An 18911-nucleotide genomic window follows, 5' to 3' on the forward strand; every position below is an offset into this window, starting at 1 on the left:
TCGCCTCCTCCGACACCGCCTCATAGCCCGGGTACTGCGGCGCCATGGCGGCAACCAGTTGCCACTGCTCGATGGCTTTCCTCTTCAGACCCAGTTGAAGCAGCGAATCTGCCAGAAATAGCCTCGCATCGCCTTCACAGTAATGCGGCTTCAGGTCGACTCCGCTGCAAGTGTTTGGCGGACTCCTGCCAGTGCCCAAGACGCTGAAGGCAAACGCCATAGGCTATGAAGAAGCGCGGGTCTACCGATTGCTTAACCAGATCTTTATAGATCGCCGAAGCTTCGCGATGCTTGCCTTGCGCTTCAAGTTCCTGCGCCTTCACATAGCTAGCTTGAGCGTCCATACGACGTCTAGCCCAACGCCTTGCGCGCGTTCTGGAACATCCGCAGCCACGGGCTGTGCAGCGCGCGGTCGCCGCTCGTCCAGCTCAGCTGCACGTTGCGGAACACGCGCTCCGGGTGCGGCATCAGCGCCGTGAAGCGGCCGTCCGGCGTCGTCACCGACGTCAGGCCGCCCGGGCTGCCGTTCGGGTTGAACGGGTAGGCCTCGGTCGGCTGGCCGTGGTGGTCGACAAAGCGCATGGCCTGGATGACCTTGGCTGCGTCGCCCTGGCGCGCGAAGTTGGCAAAACCCTCGCCGTGCGCGACGGCGATGGGCAGGCGGCTGCCGGCCATGCCCTGGAAGAACACGCTGGGTGACTCCAGCACTTCCACCAGCGACAGCCGCGCCTCGAACTGCTCGCTCTGGTTGCGCGTGAAGCGCGGCCAGGCGTCGGCGCCGGGGATGATGGGCGCGAGCGCGGCCAGCATCTGGCAGCCGTTGCAGACGCCCAGGGCCAGCGTGTCCTGACGTGCGAAGAAGGTGCGGAACTGCTCGGCCAGCACGGGGTTGAACATGATGGAACGCGCCCAGCCTTCGCCCGCACCCAGCGTGTCGCCGTAGCTGAAGCCGCCGCAGGCGACAAAGGCTGCGAAGCCGTCCAGCTTGACCGCACCCGATTGCAGGTCGCTCATGTGCACATCGAAGCTGTCGAAGCCGCCTTGCGCCATCGCGTAGGACATCTCGACATGCGAGTTGACGCCTTGCTCGCGCAGGATGGCGACCTTGGGGCGGGCGCCGGTACTGATGAAGGGCGCCTCTGGCGTGAACGTCAGGTGGACATGCAGGCCCGGGTCGTCGGCCTTGCCAGCAACCGCGTGCTCGGCATCGGCGCCAGCGGGGTTGTCGCGCAGTTGCGCGATGCGCCAGCTCACCTCATCCCAGGTCTGCTGCAACGTCGTCAGGTCAGCGCTGAACACCTTCTTCGCATCGCGCCAGACCTCCATCTGCCGCGCCGCATTCGGCTTGGCGACGACATGCGAATGCCTGGACAGGCCATGCGCGCGCAGCACCTGCATGACGGCATCGCGGTCGGCGGCGCGTACCTGGATCAGCGCGCCCAGCTCCTCGCTGAACAGTGCCCGCAGCGTCAGCTCCTCGCGGCGGGCGCCAACCTGGCCGGCCCAGTTCTTGGAGTCGCCCATGTCCGCGCGGCTGTCGCTGATGCCGTCGCCTTCGGTGACCAGCATGTCCACGTTCAGGCTCAGGCCGGTCTGGCCGGCAAAGGCCATTTCGCAGGCAGCAGCCCACAGGCCGCCGTCGGAACGGTCGTGGTAGGCCAGCAGCTTGCCGGCGGCACGTAACTCGTTGATCGCATTGACCAGCGAGACCAGCTGTTGGGGTTCGTCCAGGTCCGGTACGTCGCTGCCGAACTGGTTCAGCGTCTGCGCCAGGATGGAACCCGCCAAGCGGTTCTTGCCCTGCCCGAGGTCGATGAGGATGGCGCACGAGTCCTCGCGCTGCCACTCGGGCGTCAGCGTGCCGCGCACGTCGGCGATGCTGGCGAAGGCCGTGACGATCAGCGACACCGGCGCGGTGACCTGCTGGCCATCCCACTTGGTGCGCATCGACAGGGAATCCTTGCCGACCGGGATCGAGATGCCCAGCGCCGGGCACAGCTCCATGCCGACGGCCTTGACGGTGTCGAACAGCGCGGCGTCTTCGCCGGGCTCGCCGCAGGCGGCCATCCAGTTGGCGCTGAGCTTCACGCGCGGCAGCTCGAAGGGCGCCGCCAGCAGATTTGTGATGGCCTCGGCCACCGCCATGCGGCCCGACGCCGGCGCGTTCACCGCAGCCAGCGGCGTCCGCTCGCCCATGCTCATCGCCTCGCCGGCAAAGCCGTTGAAGTCGGCCAGCGTGACGGCGCAATCCGCCACCGGCACCTGCCAGGGGCCGACCATCTGGTCACGGTGATTCAGGCCGCCCACCGTGCGGTCGCCGATGGTGACGAGGAAGCGCTTGCTCGCCACGGTCGGGTGGCGCAGCACGCTCAACGCTGCCTCTTCCAGCTTCACGCCGGTCAGGTCCAGCGTGCCGCCATCCAGCGCCACCCGGGTCACGTTGCGAGAAGTCTTGGGCGGCTTGCCAAGCAGCACGTCCATGGGCATGTCGATGGGGAAGTCCTCACCATCGGCAAGCTTGAGTTCGCGGACCTCCGTCGTCACGCCGACGACGGCGAAGGGGCAGCGCTCGCGCTCGCACAACGCCGTGAACTGAGCCAGGCTTTCCGGCGCGATGGCCAGCACGTAGCGCTCCTGGCTCTCGTTGCACCAGATTTCCTTAGGCGCCAGGCCCGACTCTTCCAGCGGCACCTTGCGCAGATCAAACCGCGCGCCACGGCCGGCGTCGTTCACCAGCTCAGGGAAGGCATTCGAGATGCCGCCCGCGCCCACGTCGTGGATGGCCAGCACCGGGTTCTCGGCGCCCAGGCCCCAGCAGTGGTTGATGACCTCCTGCGCGCGCCGCTCGATCTCGGGGTTACCGCGCTGCACGGAGTCGAAGTCCAGGTCGGCCGTGTTCGTGCCCGCCGCCATCGAAGAGGCCGCGCTGCCGCCCATGCCGATGCGCATGCCAGGGCCGCCGAGCTGGATCAGCAGCGAGCCGGCCGGGAACTCGATCTTCTTCGTCAGGTCCGAGCGGATGGTGCCCAGACCGCCGGCAATCATGATGGGCTTGTGATAGCCGCGGCGCAGGCCGGCGACGGTCTGCTCGAAGACGCGGAAATAGCCCGCGAGATTCGGCCGGCCGAACTCGTTGTTGAAGGCCGCGCCGCCCAGCGGGCCTTCGATCATGATTTGCAGCGCGGAGGCGATGTGGGCTGGCTTGCCGACCGGGTTCTGCTCCCAGGGCTCGCTGAGGCCCGGCAGGTGCAGGTTGGACACCGAGAAGCCCGTCAGCCCCGCCTTGGGCTTGGAGCCGCGGCCGGTGGCACCTTCGTCACGGATCTCGCCGCCCGCGCCGGTCGAGGCGCCCGGGAAGGGCGAGATGGCCGTCGGGTGGTTGTGCGTCTCCACCTTCATCAGCACCTCGGCCTGCTCCTGGCGGGCCACGTAGGCGGCACCGGCCTTGGGCGCCGGCATCCAGCGCTCGATGGCGTGGCCTTGCATGACGGCCGCGTTGTCCGAGTAGGCGATGACCGTGTGCTGCGGGTTCAGCTTCTCGGTGTTGCGGATCATGCCGAACAGGCTCAGCGGCTGCTGCTTGCCATCGACCGTGAACGACGCGTTGAAGATCTTGTGCCGGCAGTGTTCGCTGTTGGCCTGCGCGAACATCATCAGCTCGACGTCGCTGGGGTTGCGGCCCAGCTTCGTGAAGCTGGTTTCCAGGTAGTCGATCTCGTCGCCTGAGAGCGCCAGGCCGAACTCGACGTTGGCCTTCTCCAGCGCGGCGCGGCCGGCTCCCAGCACGTCGACATGGGCCAGCGGCTCGGCGGTGCGCTCGTCAAAAAGATGAGCCGTGTCCTCGCGGCTGAAGCAAGCCGACTCGGTCATGCGGTCGTGCAGCAGCGCGGCGCAGGCGTTCAGCTCATCCGCGCTCAGCGGCTTGGCGCCACCGAGCAGGCCGCTCCTGGTCGCCACGCGGTACTCGACGACCCGCTCGACGCGCTTCAGCGTGAAGCCGCAGTTGCGGGCGATGTCGGTGGCCTTGGACGCCCAGGGGCTGACGGTGCCGAAGCGCGGCGTGACGACGACCAGCGATCCTTCCGCACCTTCAACGGCCGGCTCGCCATAGGTCAGCAGCGCGGCGAAGCGCTCGCGGGTCTCGCCGTCCAGCGGCGCGTCCGTCCAGACCCAATGCACCGCGCGGGCGCTGATGCCGGTGATGCGGCCACTGACCTCTTGCAGCCTGGCCAGCAAGGCCTGGGCGCGGAAATCGGAAAGAGCGTTGCCGCCCTCGAAATGGGTCAGATGCGGGGTCAGGGCCATGGAATCCGGGGAGGCTGGGCGCGGCGCGGGCGCGCGGTTCTCGGAAATGCTCGGCCCCAGGGCAAGGGCGGCGTGCGCAAGCACGGGATTCTACTGAGCCCCGCCTGGCGGACGAACGGCAACGCCTCGGGGATGAGCGGAAAACACTCCCTCCGCCGCTCATTCCTGCCGTTGCGCCACTGGTCGGGCACCCCCTGCGCTTCGTGACATTGCGCACAGCCCGCGAGCCTCGCCTGCAACAACTCGACACAGCTGGACAGGCAGCCAACAGCTGCGGTCGCCAGACTGATTTCCGTGGTGCCGCGAGGGGCACCCGCATCACGCAAAACAACTCAGAGGCCGTTCACATGAGACAACTCAAGCAACATCTGCAATGGGCGTTCTGCGCCACCACCTGCGCACTCAGCACCGCCGTGCTCGTCGCCTGCGGCGGTGGCGGCGGTGGCGCAGCGGCTACCCAGGCCCCCGCCGCGCCTGCGCCGTCGGTGCCCAGCGCCAGCACCGCCTCGGTCGACGGCACCATCACCGGCTTCGGCAGCGTCATCATCGACGGCCAGCGCTTCGACGACAGCCTCGCCAAGGTCGCCTTCGCCAACAAGCCCGAGGCGCAGACCGCAGGCACGCTGGGCGACCTGCGCACCGGCATGCGCGTGCAGGGCGAGCTGAAGGACGGCGTGCTGCAGAACCTCGTCGTCAACTTCGCCCTCGTCGGCACCGTGGGCGCCGTGGACGCGGCGGCCGGCACACTGAACGTCTTCGGCCAGACCATCAAGACCACCACGACCGGCCAGTTGCCGACCGTGCTGGAAGGCTTCAACGCCTTGAGCCAGCTCGCGGTGGGCGACCTGGTCAAGGTCAGCGGCACGGTAGCCGGCGACGGCAGCATCTGGGCCACGCGCATCGAGCGCAAGGCCAAGGACGGCACGGAAGTCTTTCGTCTCAGCGGCGCCGTCCAGGCGCTGGACACGACGGCCAAGACCTTCACCCTCGTCGGCAACAGCAGCGTCACGGTGAGCTATACCGATGCCAAGCTCCTGCCCACCGGCGCCGTCATCGAGAACGGCAAGCTGGTCAGCGTCGTTGCCACCAGCGCACCGGCGGCCAGCGGCGGCAAGAACGTGTTGACGGCCAGCGTCATCGAGGTCAAGGCGCGCAAGCTGCCCGACTCGTCCGACACCACCGTGGGCGGCCCCATCAACGACTTCAAGAGCCTCGCCAGCCTGCGCATCGGTGACGTCGTCGTCGACGCCGGCACGGCGACGCTGAAGGAAGGCACGCAGGCGGCCGATGTTGTCAACGGCGCGCAGGCGCAGGCCCACGGCAGCATCAAGGACGGCGTCATGAAGGCCGACTGGCTGCGCGTGTTCAAGAACGACACCGCCATCAAAGCCTTGCTCGTCGGCCAGATCACCGACTACGTATCGCTCGCCAACTTCACGCTGCGCGGCACGGTGGTGGACGCCAGCGCGGCCAAGTTCATCAAGGGCAGCGCGGCCGACGTGGCTGCCGGCGCCTGGGTGCAGGTCACCGGCCAGCTGACGAGCGCCGGCGTGAAGGCCAGCGAGATCACCGTGCAGCCACCGCCGGCCGACAAGCCGCAGCGCCTGGCCGGCGCCATCTCGGCCGTGGATGCGACGGGCAAGAGCTTCACGCTGCTGGGCACCACGGTGAAGTGGGGCGACGCCACCAAGGTCAGCCCGGAAGGCAAGCTGCTGGCCAACCTGGCAGCCGGCGTGACCGTCAACGTCGAGGGCACTTACTCGGAAAGCACCGGCCAGTTCACCGCCACCAGCGTCACCGTCGTCAACACCACGGGCGTGGCCAAGACCATCGGCTTCTCGGGCATCGCCTTCAACGTGACCGACGCCGGCCTGCAGATCGGCAGCTACACCGTGTTGATCACGCCCAACACGCTGCTGCAGCCCGCAGGCACCAAGCTGGCCGACCTCATCAACGGCTCGCGCCTGAGCGTGAAGGTCAGCGTCAGCGGCGCTGACGGCGCCATCAAGCTGACCGCCCTCAGCATCGAGCTGCAAAAGCCCGAGAAGGACGACAGCGGCACCGAGTACGTCTACCTGGCCGGCCTGGTGGGCGACTTCGTCAGCAGCGCCAACTTCAAGGTCGGCGGCCAGAAGGTCGATGCCTCCGGCAGTGGCGTCAAGTTCATCGACGGCGACGCGGCCAAGCTGGCCAACGGTGCCAAGGTCGAGATCAAGGGCAGCGTGAAGGACGGCGTGCTGGTGGCCAAGCAGGTGCACTTCATGCCGGGTTGATGCCTTTCGGGCCACCCGCGGACGTAAGAATCTTGTGGGCCAAGCGCCGGGCCGCTCCCAAGCCGGCCCGCGCTGGCGATGTGCCTGCGGCTCGATGCCGCAAGCATCGCCGTCCCCTCGGGGCTGAGGCCGGACATGGCAAGTCCTGTGGACTTGTCGTGCCTGCCGTAGAGCAGCCGCTCTGTCGGCTGCGCGGTCTGCAAGACCGACCAGACTCGCTCGCGTCCAGCGATGCGAGGCTGGGCGAGGGGCAGCTCACCCAACGCGGTACACGTCCAGCACCACGCGGTCGGCCTGGCGCTCCCCGCAGGCCAGCGCCAGCACCTTGTTCAGGTGCAGCCAAGCCGGCGCGCCGGTCTGGAAGCGCATGACGGTGCGGAAGTAGTAGGCCTCCCGCGGCAAGGCCTCGCCGCGGGCGAGCGCAGCCATCACCTCGGGGCTGGCGTGGCGCATGCCATCGCTCTGCACCTCGATCAGCGCGCCGTCCGTGGACCGGATCACGTAGTGCGCCGCAATGTCGAGCACGCCATCGGCGCGGTGGACCTGCCAGTCGACGCCGCCTTCGACGACCTCGCCGCTCAGCTCCGCACCACTGACCGTGCCGCCGGTCAGCGGCACATAGCGTCGTTCACCGTATTTGGCCTGGCCGAGCGTCACGACCGCGCCCACATGGCAGATCACGCGGGTCATGGGCAGCAGCGAGGGCGGTGCGGGCAGGGTGTCGGTCATGGGGTCAAGGGGCATGGGTCGCTGTCGGCGTCGGGTCAGTCGCTATGGACAGCGTAGCGCTGCGACCTAGCATCGGCTGCAAGCGTGCCCGCTGCGGCGCCTGAACGCCGTCATCCCAGAAGATGACTCCACCCCATCCTCCGCACCTTGCGCCCTTCCGTCGATGAAGCTCTGGTCCCTGCCCTCGCCTGCCAATGCCACGCGCGCCACGATGGTCTCGGCGCTGGCCTCGGTGGTCGGCGACATCGGCGAGCTCGGCTTCGCAACGTCCGCTTTGTGCGGCCTCAACGCCGGGCAGCTGCATGCGGCCTCTTGGGCGGTCTACGAGCTGCGGCCTGACGCCACGCCGGTCCTGCACCTGTCGGCCAGCGTGGGCGTGGCGGACACCACGCGCCAGTGCTTCGCGGCCTACCTGGATGGCCTGTACCGTGGCGACCGCAGTTTCGACGGCGTCGCCCCGGGGCATGCCGCTGTGCTGCGCATGCATGCCGACGAAGCGCCGACGCGCGACCACCGCGAGGCCATCTACCGCCGGCACGGCGTGCTGGAGCGGCTGTCGGTGGTGCAGCGGGCGCCCGACCGCTCACTGCTCGCCGTCAACCTCTACCACCACCAGCACCAGGGGCCTTTCGGCGACGGCGAGGTCGCGGGCTTCGCCGAGGCGGCGCCCGTGCTGCTCGCGGCCGTGCAGCGGCACCTCCGCCTGACCGCAGCCGCCGGCCCCGCCGTTACGGCCGACGCACGCCAGGTGCTGAGCCTGCGTTGCCCCGCCCTGACCGAACGCGAGCTCGACGTCTGCGAGCGGCTGCTGCGCGGCTGGAGCTACGACGGCATCGCCGCCGAACTGGGCCTGAGCCTGGCGACCGTCAAGACCTACCGCGCCCGCGCCTTCGCGCGGCTGGGCATGCATTTCAAGAGCGAGCTGTTCGCGGCGTTCCTGCCCCGGCACTGAACCGCTGGCGGCAACGCGCACTGTCGCCCTCTCGGATGACAGTGCTGCCCATCCCAGGGCCGGACACTGCCGGGCCCATGACCGGAGACATGTCCATGCTGCTGCCCCGCCGCCACGCGCTGCTGACCGTTGCCTGCGCGACCCTGTTCGCTGCCGGCCTGCCCCTGCCTGCCGCAGCACAGGGCTTTCCCGATCGGCCGCTGAAGCTGGTCGTCGGGTTCCCGCCCGGCACCGGGCCCGACGTGGTGGCGCGGCTGCTCGGCCAGAAGCTGGGCGAGCAGCTGAAGCAGAACATCGTGGTCGACAACCGCGCGGGCGCCGGCGGGCAGATCGCCGCGCAGGCCGTGGCCAAGAGCCCGGCCGACGGCTACAGCCTGCTGCTCGGCGAAGTCGGCTCCATCAGCATCGCCCCGGCGGCCTTCAGCAAGCTGCCGTATGACCCAGCCAAGGAACTGGCGGTGCTGTCCGAGGTCGTGCGGTCCGACTTCCTGCTGGTGGTGCCGGCCACGTCGTCCCCTCACTCCGTGGCGGATTTCATCAAGGCGGCGAAGGCCAAGCCCGACCGGCTGAACTTCGCGACCTTCGGCGCCGGCACGCCCGGCCACTTCGGCGCCGAGATGCTCGCCGAGCAGGGCGGCTTCAAGATCGAGCCCGTCCACTTCCGCGCCACCGGCGACGCGGTGACGGCCATCGTCGCGGGTGAGGTGCAGGCGGCTTTCGTGACGACGGCGCTGGGCGCCGCGCAGATCAAGGCCGGCAAGATGCGCGCGCTTGCCACCACCGCCCCGTCACGCTCGCCCTTGCTGCCCGATGTGCCCACGTTCACCGAGGCCGGCCTGCCGAAAGTGGATTTCTCCGCCTGGTTCGCGGTCTTCGCGCCGGCCGGCACGCCAGTCGCCGCACAAGACCTGCTCGCCACCCAGATCGCTGCGGCCGTGAAGTCGCCGGACGTGCGCCAGAAGCTGCAGGAGGCCGGCTTCACCGTCACGGGCACCACGCGCGCCGAGGCGGAGCGCACGGTACGCGCCGAAGCCACGCGCTGGGCGGCGGCCGTCAAGACCACCGGCTTCAAGGGCGACTGAGCGCTGGCGATGCGGCGCCGGCCAGCGGCAGCCTGAAGGACGACATTCCCGTTGCCAGGCAGATGCACGTGCCGGGTTGAGCCGCGTTCGCGCAACTTGCTGAGTGACAGGCACGGCCCGCCTCGCGGTGCCGGGCTTTTTCACGGGCGCTGACAGAATCGCCGACCTATGAAAGCCCTGCTGCGATTCCTGGCCTTGGGCATGCTGGCCATGCTGACGACGAGCGCTCAAGCCGAGGATCTTCCTCACGAGCAGCTTGACCTCTACCTGCTGATGGGCCAGTCCAACATGGCCGGCCGCGACACGCGCGGCCTGGCCGCGCAGATGGACGACCCGCGCCTGCTGGCACTGAGCGCCGACGGCCAATGGGTCGTTGCCCGCGACCCCATCCATGCCAAGACCGGTCGCATCGAGCCCGGCGTCGGCCCGGGCATCGCCTTCGGGCAGGAGATGCTCAAGGCCAGCGAGACCGTGGCCATCGGCCTCATTCCCACGGCCGTGGGCGGCACGCCGCTGCGCCGCTGGGTCAAGGGCGGCGACCTCTACGAGCAAGCCCTGGCCCGCGCCCGCGAGGCGGCGAAGACGGGGGTCATCCGCGGCGTGCTGTGGCACCAGGGCGAGTCGGATTCGGACAGCCCCGCCAACGCCGCCAGCTACGGCGCGCGGCTGACGCAGATGTTCCAGGACCTGCGGCAAGACCTCGGCCAGCCCGACCTGCCCATCGTCGTTGGCGAGATCGGCCAGTTTCTGTCGCCCCAACGCCAGCCCGAAGCCGCCACGGTGCGCGAGGCGCTGCGCCACATGCCCGAGGCCCTGCCCCGCGTGGGCTTTGCCGACTCGGCCGGCCTGGGCCATCAGGGCGACGAATTGCATTTCACCGCCGACGCCGCCCGCGAGCTGGGCCGCCGCTTCGCCCGCGCAATGTGGCGGGTGCAGACACAGAGCGCGCAGTAACCGCCCGGTACCGCAGTCAGCGGGAAAGTACGGACCGTCGCCTCGGATTCACCGATTAGGATAGCGCTATCCAGCCTTGGCGCTGCCTCACACTTCCTCGTTTCGCCCTGCTTGCTCTCCATGACCCAACCTGCCCCCGCCTCTCTCGTCATCATGGGCGTCGCCGGGTGCGGCAAATCCACCCTCGCAGCCGTCGTGGCGGACCGTCTGGGGCTTGCCTGGCTGGAGGGCGACCTGTTCCACAGCGAGTCGAGCCGCCACAAGATGGCCCAGGGCGAACCGCTGACCGATGAGGACCGCGCCAGCTGGCTCGCCAGCCTGAGCGAGCAGTTGCGGCAGCGCCCCGGCCTGATCGTGACCTGCTCCGCCCTCAAGCGCGCCTACCGCGACCAGCTCCGCCAGGCCTCACTCGGCCTGCGCTTCGCCTTCCTGGACATCGACAAGGCCGAGGCCAGCCGGCGGGTGACGACGCGCGGCTCTCACTTCTTTGCCGCCAGCCTCGTCGACAGCCAGTTCGAGACGCTGGAGTCACCCGTGGGCGAGCCGGGCGTGATGCATCTCGACGGGCTCAAGCCGCTGGCTGAACTGACCGCCGAGGTCTGCGACTGGCTGGCCCAACGCCAACCGGCAGCCCAGGGCTGATGCCATGAAGCACCCGCCGCTCACCAAGCGCGAGATCGTCGGCTACGGCCTGGGCGACATGGGGTTCAACTTCTACTGGACCAACGTCTCGACCTTCCTGCTGATCTTCTACACCGACGTGTTCGGCATCACGGCGGGCGCGGCGGCAACCATGCTGTTCGTCGTCAAGATCTTCAACGCCTTCACCGATCCCATGATCGGCGCCTTCGCCGACCGCACGCAGACGCGCTGGGGCAAGTTCCGCCCCTATCTGCTGTTCATGCCCGTGCCGCTGGCCGTCATCGGCGTGCTGACGTATTCGACGCCCGACTTCGGCCCCACCGGCAAGCTGGTCTGGGCCTATGTGACCTACCTGCTGCTGATGACGGTCTACACCAGCGTCAACCTGCCCTACAGCGCCCTGTCCGGCGTGATCTCGGGTGACGCGCGGGAGCGCAATGCGATCAACGCCTCCCGCTTCGTCTGCGGTTTCGCGGGCGGCACCCTCGTCACGGCCGTCTCGCCCCGGCTGGTGGCGTGGTTAGGCGCCGGCGACCCGGCCTTGGGCTGGACGCTGACCATGGTGTTCTGGGGCATCGCCGCCGCGCTGATCTTCGTCTTCACCTTCAGCGCGACGAGCGAGCGCGTGCAGCCGGTGCAGGCCGAGCCGTCCAGCGTGCGCCAGGACATTGCCGACCTGCGCAGCAACCTGCCCTGGATCCTGCTGTTCTTCCTCGCGCTGATCATCATGCTCAGCATCACGCTGCGCATGACCAGCGCGGCCTACTACTTCAAGTACGTGGTCAACCGCCCCGAGCTGCTGGCCACCTTCATGCCGGCCTATCTGCTGGCGGCGGCCGCGGGCACGGCGTGCACGCCGCTGCTCACGCGCTTCATCGACAAGCGCAAGCTGCTGATCGGCCTGATGCTGGCCTCCACCGTGCTGTCGACGGCCTTTCTGTTCGTGCCGAGTGACCAGATCGTGTGGATGTACGTGTTGCAGATCGCGCTGGGCCTGTGCCTGGGCCCGAAGTCGCCGCTGTCGTTCTCGATGCTGGCCGACTCGGCCGACTACAACGAATGGCGCAACGGCCGCCGCGCCACGGGCATGACCTTCGCGGCCAGCTCCTTCGCGCAGAAGCTCGGCACGGCCGTCGCGGTCGGCGTCATCGGCACGCTGTTCTCGGCCCTGGGCTATGTGCCCAACGTCGTGCAGTCGGCCGACTCCCAGGCCGGCATCGTCTGGCTGATGTCCGTGATCCCGGCCGGCTTCACGTTGCTGGCGGCCGTCATCATGGCCTTCTACACGCTGGACAACCCCACCATGGCGCGCATCCAGGCCGATCTGGCCGAGCGCAAGTCCTCTACTTCTTCAGCCTGACCCACCATGCTGCGTCACATCAACGGCGGCGAGCGCTGCGAGCTCACCAGCCCCACTGCCCTGCCCAAGGCCGGCGGCTTCCTCTGGAACCGCCGCATGATGATCCAGGTGACCTGCCGCGGCTATGCCACCGCGCAGTTCATGCAGCCCGAACCGGCCAAGTACGCGCATGCGCCCAACCTGGAGGCCAAGACCTTCATGCAGCCGGAGCAGGCCTATTACGCCCACCACCCCGGCCGCTTCGTCTACGTGAAGGACGAGGACACGGGCGAGCTGTTCTCGGCACCGTATGAGCCGGTGCGTGCGCCGGTCGACAGCTTCAGCTTCGTCGTCGGCAAGCACGACCTGAGCTGGACGGTGGAGCACCTCGGCCTGCGCGTGGAAATGACGTTAGGCCTGCCGACCGACGACGTCGTCGAGCTGTGGGAGTTGCGCGTCACCAACCTCACCGGCCGGCCAAGGCGCATCAGCGTCGTGCCCTACTTCCCCATCGGCAACATGTCGTGGATGAACCAGTCGGCCGAGTACCGCGCCGACCTCGGCGGCATCGTCGCCAGCAGCGTCACGCCTTATCAAAAGGTCGCGGACTACTTCAAGAACCTGCAGCTCAAGGACAAGACCTACTTCCTGTGCGAGCGCGCGCCCGATGCGTGGGAGGCCAGCCAAGCTGCGTTCGAGGGCGAAGGCGGCCTGCACCGGCCCAACGCACTGCAGGCCGATCAGCTCGCTGGCGGCGACGCCCGCTACGAAACGCCCGCCGCCAGCGTGCAGTACCAGCTGACGCTGCAACCCAACGCGGGCGAGACCTGGCGCTTCCTCTTCGGCCCCGCGCTGGACGACGCCGAGATCGCGAAAGTGCGCGAGACCTACCTCAGCGAAGCCGGCTTCACCCGCGCCCGGGCGGCCTACGCCGACTACGTCGCCAGCGGTCGTGGCTGCCTGCGCATCACGACGCCGGACGCCGACTTCGACCGCTTCGTGAACCACTGGCTGCCGCGCCAGGTTTTCTATCACGGTGACGTGAACCGGCTCAGCACCGACCCGCAGACGCGCAACTACCTGCAGGACAACCTCGGCATGGCCTACATCGCGCCGAGCGTCACGCGCGGGGCGCTGCTGCATGCGCTTAGCCAGCAGGAGGCGAACGGCGCCATGCCCGACGGCATCCTGCTCATCGAAGGCGCCGAGCTGAAGTACATCAACCAGGTGCCGCACACCGACCACTGCGTGTGGCTGCCCGTGTGCCTGCAGGCCTACCTGGATGAGACGGGCGACTTCGCGCTGCTGGATGTCGTGGTGAACGCGTTGACGGTGGCCCAGCGGCTGGATGCCGCCATGGCCTGGCTGCAGCAGGACCGCGATGCACGCGGCTTGAGCTTCATCGCCCAGGGCGACTGGTGCGACCCGATGAACATGGTCGGCTACAAGGGCCGAGGCGTCTCGGGCTGGTTGACCGTCGCTGCGGCTTATGCGATGAAGCTGTGGGCCGGCATCAGCGCCGACGCCGGTCGCCCTGACGAGGCCACGCGCTGGCAAGCCGCCGCGCAGGAGTTGAACGACGCCGCCAACCGCCACCTCTGGGACGGCGACTGGTTTGCGCGCGGCATCACCGACGACGACGTCGTCTTCGGCGTCAGCGTCGACACCGAAGGCCGCATCTACCTCAACCCGCAGTCCTGGGCCATGCTCAGCGGCGCGGCCAGCAAGGAACAGCGCCAGAAGATGCTCGCGGCCATCGACGCCCAGCTCGACACGCCGCACGGCGTGGCCATGTTCGCGCCGCCCTATTCCGGCATGCGCGACGACGTCGGCCGCGTGACGCAGAAGCATCCCGGCTCGGCCGAGAACGGCGCCGTCTACAACCACGCGGCCAGCTTCTACATCCACGCCCTCTACGACGCAGGCGAGGGCGACCGCGCCTGGCGCGCGCTGCGCCGCATGATCCCGGGGCCCGACCAGGCTGACCTGCTACAGCGCGGCCAATTGCCGGTGTTCATTCCCAACTACTACCGCGGGGCGCACCAGCAGTACCCGCGCACGGCGGGGCGCTCCAGCCAGCTGTTCAACACCGGCACGGCGGCCTGGGCCTATCGCTGCGTCATCGAGGGGCTGTGCGGGCTGCGCGGGCATGCCGAAGGGCTGTTGGTGCAGCCGCAACTGCCTTCGGACTGGGATCGCCTCAGCGCCGAGCGCGAGTTCCGCGGCGCGCGCTTCAAGCTGCAAGTGCGCCGCACGGGCGTGAACCGCGTGCTCCTTGACGGCCAGCCGTTGCCAGACTGTCTGGTGCGCGGCATTGAGCCCGGCCGCGAGTACCAGCTCGATGTCGAACTAGGCTGAAGCCCGCCGAACGACCTGGAAGCCCAGGTCGATGTTCGGCTGCTCCACCGGCTGGCCGCGCATCAGCTTCATCAGCATCTGCGCCGCCTGCTCGCCCATCTCGCGGCGCAGCGTGGCCACCGTGGTCAGGGGCGGCACCATCTGGTCGCTGCCGGGCAGGTTGTTGAAGCCGGCCACGGCCACGCGCTCGGGCACCTTCACACCCAGGCGCAGCGCGGCCAGCAGGGCGCCCTGGGCCAGGTCGTCGTTGCAGAAGAAGATGGCGTCGGTGTCTGGCGCCTCCTGCAGAACGCGCGCCAGCAACTGGCCACCCAGCGCCATCGATGACCGCTCGGGGCTGAGCACCTGGCGCACCGCGTCTCCCAGGCCGGCGGCCTGCATCGCAGCCAGATAACCTTCGCCGCGCTGCAGCGTGCGCGGGTCGAGCTGGGCCGCGGCGTAGGCCACATGGCGCCGGCCGCTGTCCAGCAGGTGCTGGGTGATGGCCCGGCCCGCGTCGCGTTGCGAGAAACCGACACTGTGGATGCCCGGCTCCGAAGCCAGTTCCATCACGTGCACGCAAGGCAGGCCGCTGCCCTCGATCAGCGCTGCGGCGGCAGGACTGCGTTCCAGTCCCGTCAGGATCAGCCCCGCCGGCCGATGCGCGAGGAAGCTGCGCAGCACAGCCTCTTCCTCGCCAGCGTCGTAATGTGTCACGCCGATCAGCATCTGGAAGCCGGCCCCCGTCAGGCTGCGCTGGAGCGCGTCCAGCATTTCCACGAATACCGTATTACTGAGAGCGGGAATCAGCACCGCCACGTGCGAGCTGCGGCTGGAAGCCAGGGCGCGGGCTGCAGGGTCCGGCACATAGCCCAGTTGGGCAACGGCGGCCTGCACTCGCTCGACCAGTTCCGCCGCTACGGCTCGCTCGCCGCGTAGCGCGCGCGAGACAGTGATGGGGCTGACGCCGGCAGCCTGCGCCACGTCGGCCAGCGTCACGCGGCCCGTGGCCCGAGGGCGTCTGGGGGAGGCGGCGGATGTCGTCTTGCTGCTCGGCATGTCTACATGGTATCCCCCATATCGGAGGGGGAATTCGATGCCTAGGATAGCGCAATCCCGAAACGCAATAGCCCTCGGCGCAGCTGTTCAAACCTTGCGGATCGCGTGTTCGGGCGAGTTTCAACCTAAGCCATCCGGCTTTTTTAAGCTCTCGGGACAGCGCTATCCAATAAACAAAGTTTGTTTAGCGAATACCGACTCAACGACCACAAGGCAGCGGCCCCACCCTGCCACCTCAGGAGACCTTCCATGCGAAATCCCGGTTCCAAGACCCTGATCCATCTAGCGGCCCTCACGGCTTGCGCCGTGCTGGCGCTTCCCGCCCTGGCCCAAAGCGTTGAGACCCCGGCGACAACGCCTGACGCCGCGCCAGAAGCCAATCCCCGCCCCAGCGTGCTCGAAGCGGTGATCATTTCGGGCTCGCGCATCTCGGCGCGCGGCTTCACGCAACCGACGCCGACCACGCGCCTCACCGCCTCGGACCTCGAGAAGGCGGCTCACCCGAACATTTTCCAGAGCCTCGTTGAGTTGCCTGCGCTCCAGGGCAGCACGGGTCGCACCACCTTCACCAACAGCACCAGCAGCGGCTTGCAGGGCCTCAGCTCCCTGAGCCTGCGCGGCCTGGCCCCGATCCGCACCCTAACCCTGCTCGATGGCCAACGCGTGGTGCCGGCCAACGTGACCGGCGTGGCCGACATCAGCCAGTTCCCACAGCTCCTCGTCACACAGGTCGACGTGGTGAACGGCGGTGCCGGCGCCTCTTACGGCTCTGACGCCGTGGGCGGCGTGGTGAACTTCATCACCGACAAGCGCTTCAAGGGCTTCAAGGCCAACGTCGAAGCTGGCCAGACCAACTACGGCGACGACAAGAACGGCGCACTGCAAGCCGCCTGGGGCAGCAGCTTCCTTGACGACCGTGCGCACATTGCCGTGAGCGTGGAACTCGTCCGTGAAAAGGGCGTGCCCTCACCCCGCTTTGGTGGCCAGGGCGCCAACGGCCGCACCTGGTTCAACAACCCGGCCTGGCAACAGCGCCCGACCGGCCAAACCACGGACGGCAAGCCGCAGCTGTTCGACATCCGCAACGCCCAACAGTTCCAATACTCCAAGTACGGCTTGATCACGCAGGGTCCGCTGCAGGGCACCGCCTTCGGCAAGGACGGCGTGCCCTACAAGTTCGAGTACGGCTCCAACGGCGTGCCCACCGGCACCGGTGCAGTGACAGGCTGCATCACCCCCTTCTGCGTGGGTGGCGACCTCTCCGGCACAGTCGGCGGCGGCACCACCATGGGCATGAACCTGCAGCGTGAAGTCTTCTACACCCGTGGTAGCTATGAACTGGACGATGACACCGAGGTCTACTTCACGGTCAACCTGGCCAAGACCAACGCCCGCAACACGCCCAACCCCGGTTCACCCAAGCTGGACAACTTGACCATCCAGTGCGAGAACCCCTACGTGCCGGCCTCCATCAAGCAGGCCTGCGTGGACAAGGGCATCACCAGCTTCAAGTTCGGCACCGCTTACGGCAACCAGCCCAAGGACATCGACGTCAATCCGATCCGCGAACAGAAGCGGTTCGTGGTGGGTGCAAACGGCAAGGCCAACGTGCTGGGCCGGACCTGGTCGTATGACGGCTACGTCGAGCACGGCGAAAACAGCATCGACCTGAAGGTCAGCAACATCATGCTGAACCCGCGCTTCAACGCCGCCATCGACGCCGTGCGCAATTCGTCCGGCCAGATCGTCTGCCGCAACGCCACCGCCGCGGCCGCAGGCTGCGTACCACTGAACATCATCGGCGATGTGCAGCAGGATCCGGCCGCGCTGGCCTATGTGTTCCCGGCCGTCGGTCCGCATCAGTTGTCGGTGCAGCGCCAGACGGTGGTCAGCTTCAACGTCAACGGCCAGCCGTTCTCGAACTGGGCAGGACCGGTGGCCGTCGCCTTCGGGGCGGAAGGTCGCAAGGAAAGTTACTGGGTGACGGGCGACCCCTACGGCAATGGCGTCTACCCCGCAACGCCCAATACGGCCGACTACCCGGCTGACCCGCTTCTCAACACCACCGTGGGCAACAACTGGTTCGCCGGCAATTACCACGCCGCGGCGGGCGCCTACAACGTGAAAGAAGGCTTCGTCGAAGTGAACGCTCCGATGTTCAAGTCCGACAGCCTGGGCGAGGCCAACCTCAACGCGGCCGTGCGTCGCACGATCTACAGCACCGCCGGCGGCATCAACAGCTGGAAGATCGGCTCGACCTGGAAAACCGGTATCGATGGCCTGCGCGTTCGCTACGTCGCCTCGCGTGATGTGCGTGCGCCGAATCTCTCCGAGCTGTTTGCCGCGCCGGTGGTCATCAACCAGGCCGTCAACTTCCAGGGCAACACCTACAACGTGCAGCAGCGCACCATCGGCAACGTCGCACTTCGCCCCGAGCTGGCCAACAACCGCATCCTCGGCCTGGTGTTGTCGCAGCCCAAGTGGGCGCCTGGCTTCAGTGCGTCGATCGACTACTTCGACATCAAGTTGAAGGACGTGATCGCCACCCTCGGAGCGCAGCAGGAAGTGGACCTCTGCGCTGCCGGCAACCAGGAGATCTGCGCCGCGATGGATCTTGTCAGCCCCGTGAAGTACGTGACGCTGCAGGCCTTCAATCTGTCCAAGATGCGCAACAAGGGCTTCGACATGGAAGCTGTCTACCGATTCAACCTGGCCAGCGTCAATCTGCCCGGCAAGCTCATGCTGCGCGCCCTGGCCACCCACACGAAAAGCTTCCTCCAGGAATCCGGCATCGTCGGCACCATCCCGGCCGAGCGCGCAGGTGTCAACCTCGGCGACACGCCGAAGTGGAAGGCCCAGTTCTCGCAATCCTGGGAAGGCGAAAAGGCCAGTTTCACGGTGAGCCAGCGCTGGGTCAGCGATGGCGTCTACAGCAACGAGTTCATCGAGTGCCAGACCAACTGTCCAGTCTCCACCGCCCAGCACCAGACCATTGACAACAACCAGATGAAGGGCGCTTTCTATTGGGATCTCGCCGGCAACTACAAGATCAATAAAAACATCACCGCCTACTTCAAGATCGACAACGTCACCGACGTCGCGCCGCCCAACGCCCCGGGCACCAACACCGGCTATGGCGTGAACCCCTCGCTGTTCGACGTGCTGGGCCGCCAGTACCGTGTGGGGGCACGGATGTCGTTCTGATGCGGGAGGTGTGCGGCGCCGTCGATCGACGGCGC

At 67.8% G+C, this 18911-nt stretch carries 12 protein-coding genes; 8 read left to right on the plus strand and 4 right to left on the minus strand.

What is annotated here, in order from left to right; genetic code table 11:
* Positions 1-134 precede the first annotated feature (134 nt).
* Entirely contained in the window at positions 135-344 is a 210-nt protein-coding gene (locus ACXRVZ_RS19060; protein WP_457426370.1) for a hypothetical protein, read from the minus strand.
* 7 nt (positions 345-351) lie between these two features.
* The gene (purL, locus tag ACXRVZ_RS19065) at positions 352-4305 is read right to left on the minus strand and encodes a phosphoribosylformylglycinamidine synthase (RefSeq protein WP_458232693.1); all 3954 of its coding nucleotides are present in this window, start codon (positions 4303-4305) and stop codon (positions 352-354) included.
* A 347-nt stretch (positions 4306-4652) separates the two neighbouring features.
* Between purL and ACXRVZ_RS19070 the strand changes: the two genes are divergently transcribed.
* Entirely contained in the window at positions 4653-6578 is a 1926-nt protein-coding gene (locus tag ACXRVZ_RS19070; RefSeq protein WP_457426367.1) for a DUF5666 domain-containing protein, read from the plus strand.
* A gap of 255 nt (positions 6579-6833) precedes the next feature.
* Here ACXRVZ_RS19070 and ACXRVZ_RS19075 read toward each other — a convergent pair whose 3' ends face one another.
* Positions 6834-7307 (minus strand): DUF3237 domain-containing protein, encoded by a 474-nt coding sequence (locus ACXRVZ_RS19075; RefSeq protein WP_458232694.1) that lies wholly within the window; start codon positions 7305-7307, stop codon positions 6834-6836.
* 163 nt (positions 7308-7470) lie between these two features.
* Here ACXRVZ_RS19075 and ACXRVZ_RS19080 point away from each other — a divergent pair, with 163 nt between their 5' ends.
* The 6 genes from ACXRVZ_RS19080 (at position 7471) to ACXRVZ_RS19105 (ending at position 14634) form a co-directional block, all read left to right on the plus strand.
* Complete coding sequence (locus ACXRVZ_RS19080; RefSeq protein ID WP_457426363.1) at positions 7471-8259, plus strand: helix-turn-helix transcriptional regulator; 789 nt, start codon at positions 7471-7473, stop codon at positions 8257-8259.
* Positions 8260-8354: 95 nt separating this feature from the next.
* The gene (locus ACXRVZ_RS19085) at positions 8355-9341 is read left to right on the plus strand and encodes a Bug family tripartite tricarboxylate transporter substrate binding protein (RefSeq protein WP_457426361.1); all 987 of its coding nucleotides are present in this window, start codon (positions 8355-8357) and stop codon (positions 9339-9341) included.
* A 168-nt stretch (positions 9342-9509) separates the two neighbouring features.
* Entirely contained in the window at positions 9510-10295 is a 786-nt protein-coding gene (locus ACXRVZ_RS19090) for a sialate O-acetylesterase (RefSeq protein WP_457426359.1), read from the plus strand.
* 120 nt (positions 10296-10415) lie between these two features.
* On the plus strand, positions 10416-10937 hold the full coding sequence (locus tag ACXRVZ_RS19095; protein ID WP_457426357.1) for a gluconokinase: 522 nt from the start codon (positions 10416-10418) through the stop codon (positions 10935-10937).
* Positions 10938-10941: 4 nt separating this feature from the next.
* Positions 10942-12297 carry an MFS transporter gene (locus ACXRVZ_RS19100; protein WP_457426355.1) on the plus strand — a complete coding sequence of 452 codons (1356 nt, stop codon included), beginning with the start codon at positions 10942-10944 and terminating at the stop codon, positions 12295-12297.
* A gap of 6 nt (positions 12298-12303) precedes the next feature.
* Entirely contained in the window at positions 12304-14634 is a 2331-nt protein-coding gene (locus tag ACXRVZ_RS19105; protein ID WP_458232695.1) for a GH36-type glycosyl hydrolase domain-containing protein, read from the plus strand.
* Here ACXRVZ_RS19105 and gntR read toward each other — a convergent pair.
* Positions 14626-15672: an HTH-type transcriptional regulator GntR gene (gntR, locus tag ACXRVZ_RS19110; RefSeq protein WP_457426351.1), complete on the minus strand. Its 1047-nt coding sequence runs from the start codon at positions 15670-15672 to the stop codon at positions 14626-14628. The two genes, ACXRVZ_RS19105 and gntR, sit on opposite strands and share 9 nt — an antisense overlap.
* Before the next feature lie 249 nt (positions 15673-15921).
* On the opposite strand from gntR, the gene ACXRVZ_RS19115 reads away from it, so the two are divergent.
* Positions 15922-18876, plus strand: a complete 2955-nt coding sequence (locus tag ACXRVZ_RS19115) for a TonB-dependent receptor plug domain-containing protein (RefSeq protein WP_457426349.1) — start codon at positions 15922-15924, stop codon at positions 18874-18876.
* Positions 18877-18911 lie beyond the last annotated feature (35 nt).

It is taken from the genome of Roseateles sp. P5_E8 (assembly GCF_054177665.1).

What these genes read in the sequence shown, in the direction of transcription:
- ACXRVZ_RS19060 (WP_457426370.1), bottom strand. Translation starts at nt 344, where the DNA reads ATGGACGCTCAAGCTAGCTATGTGAAGGCGCAGGAACTTGAAGCGCAA.
- purL (WP_458232693.1), bottom strand. Translation starts at nt 4,305, where the DNA reads ATGGCCCTGACCCCGCATCTGACCCATTTCGAGGGCGGCAACGCTCTT.
- ACXRVZ_RS19070 (WP_457426367.1), top strand. Translation starts at nt 4,653, where the DNA reads ATGAGACAACTCAAGCAACATCTGCAATGGGCGTTCTGCGCCACCACC.
- ACXRVZ_RS19075 (WP_458232694.1), bottom strand. Translation starts at nt 7,307, where the DNA reads ATGACCGACACCCTGCCCGCACCGCCCTCGCTGCTGCCCATGACCCGC.
- ACXRVZ_RS19080 (WP_457426363.1), top strand. Translation starts at nt 7,471, where the DNA reads ATGAAGCTCTGGTCCCTGCCCTCGCCTGCCAATGCCACGCGCGCCACG.
- ACXRVZ_RS19085 (WP_457426361.1), top strand. Translation starts at nt 8,355, where the DNA reads ATGCTGCTGCCCCGCCGCCACGCGCTGCTGACCGTTGCCTGCGCGACC.
- ACXRVZ_RS19090 (WP_457426359.1), top strand. Translation starts at nt 9,510, where the DNA reads ATGAAAGCCCTGCTGCGATTCCTGGCCTTGGGCATGCTGGCCATGCTG.
- ACXRVZ_RS19095 (WP_457426357.1), top strand. Translation starts at nt 10,416, where the DNA reads ATGACCCAACCTGCCCCCGCCTCTCTCGTCATCATGGGCGTCGCCGGG.
- ACXRVZ_RS19100 (WP_457426355.1), top strand. Translation starts at nt 10,942, where the DNA reads ATGAAGCACCCGCCGCTCACCAAGCGCGAGATCGTCGGCTACGGCCTG.
- ACXRVZ_RS19105 (WP_458232695.1), top strand. Translation starts at nt 12,304, where the DNA reads ATGCTGCGTCACATCAACGGCGGCGAGCGCTGCGAGCTCACCAGCCCC.
- gntR (WP_457426351.1), bottom strand. Translation starts at nt 15,672, where the DNA reads ATGCCGAGCAGCAAGACGACATCCGCCGCCTCCCCCAGACGCCCTCGG.
- ACXRVZ_RS19115 (WP_457426349.1), top strand. Translation starts at nt 15,922, where the DNA reads ATGCGAAATCCCGGTTCCAAGACCCTGATCCATCTAGCGGCCCTCACG.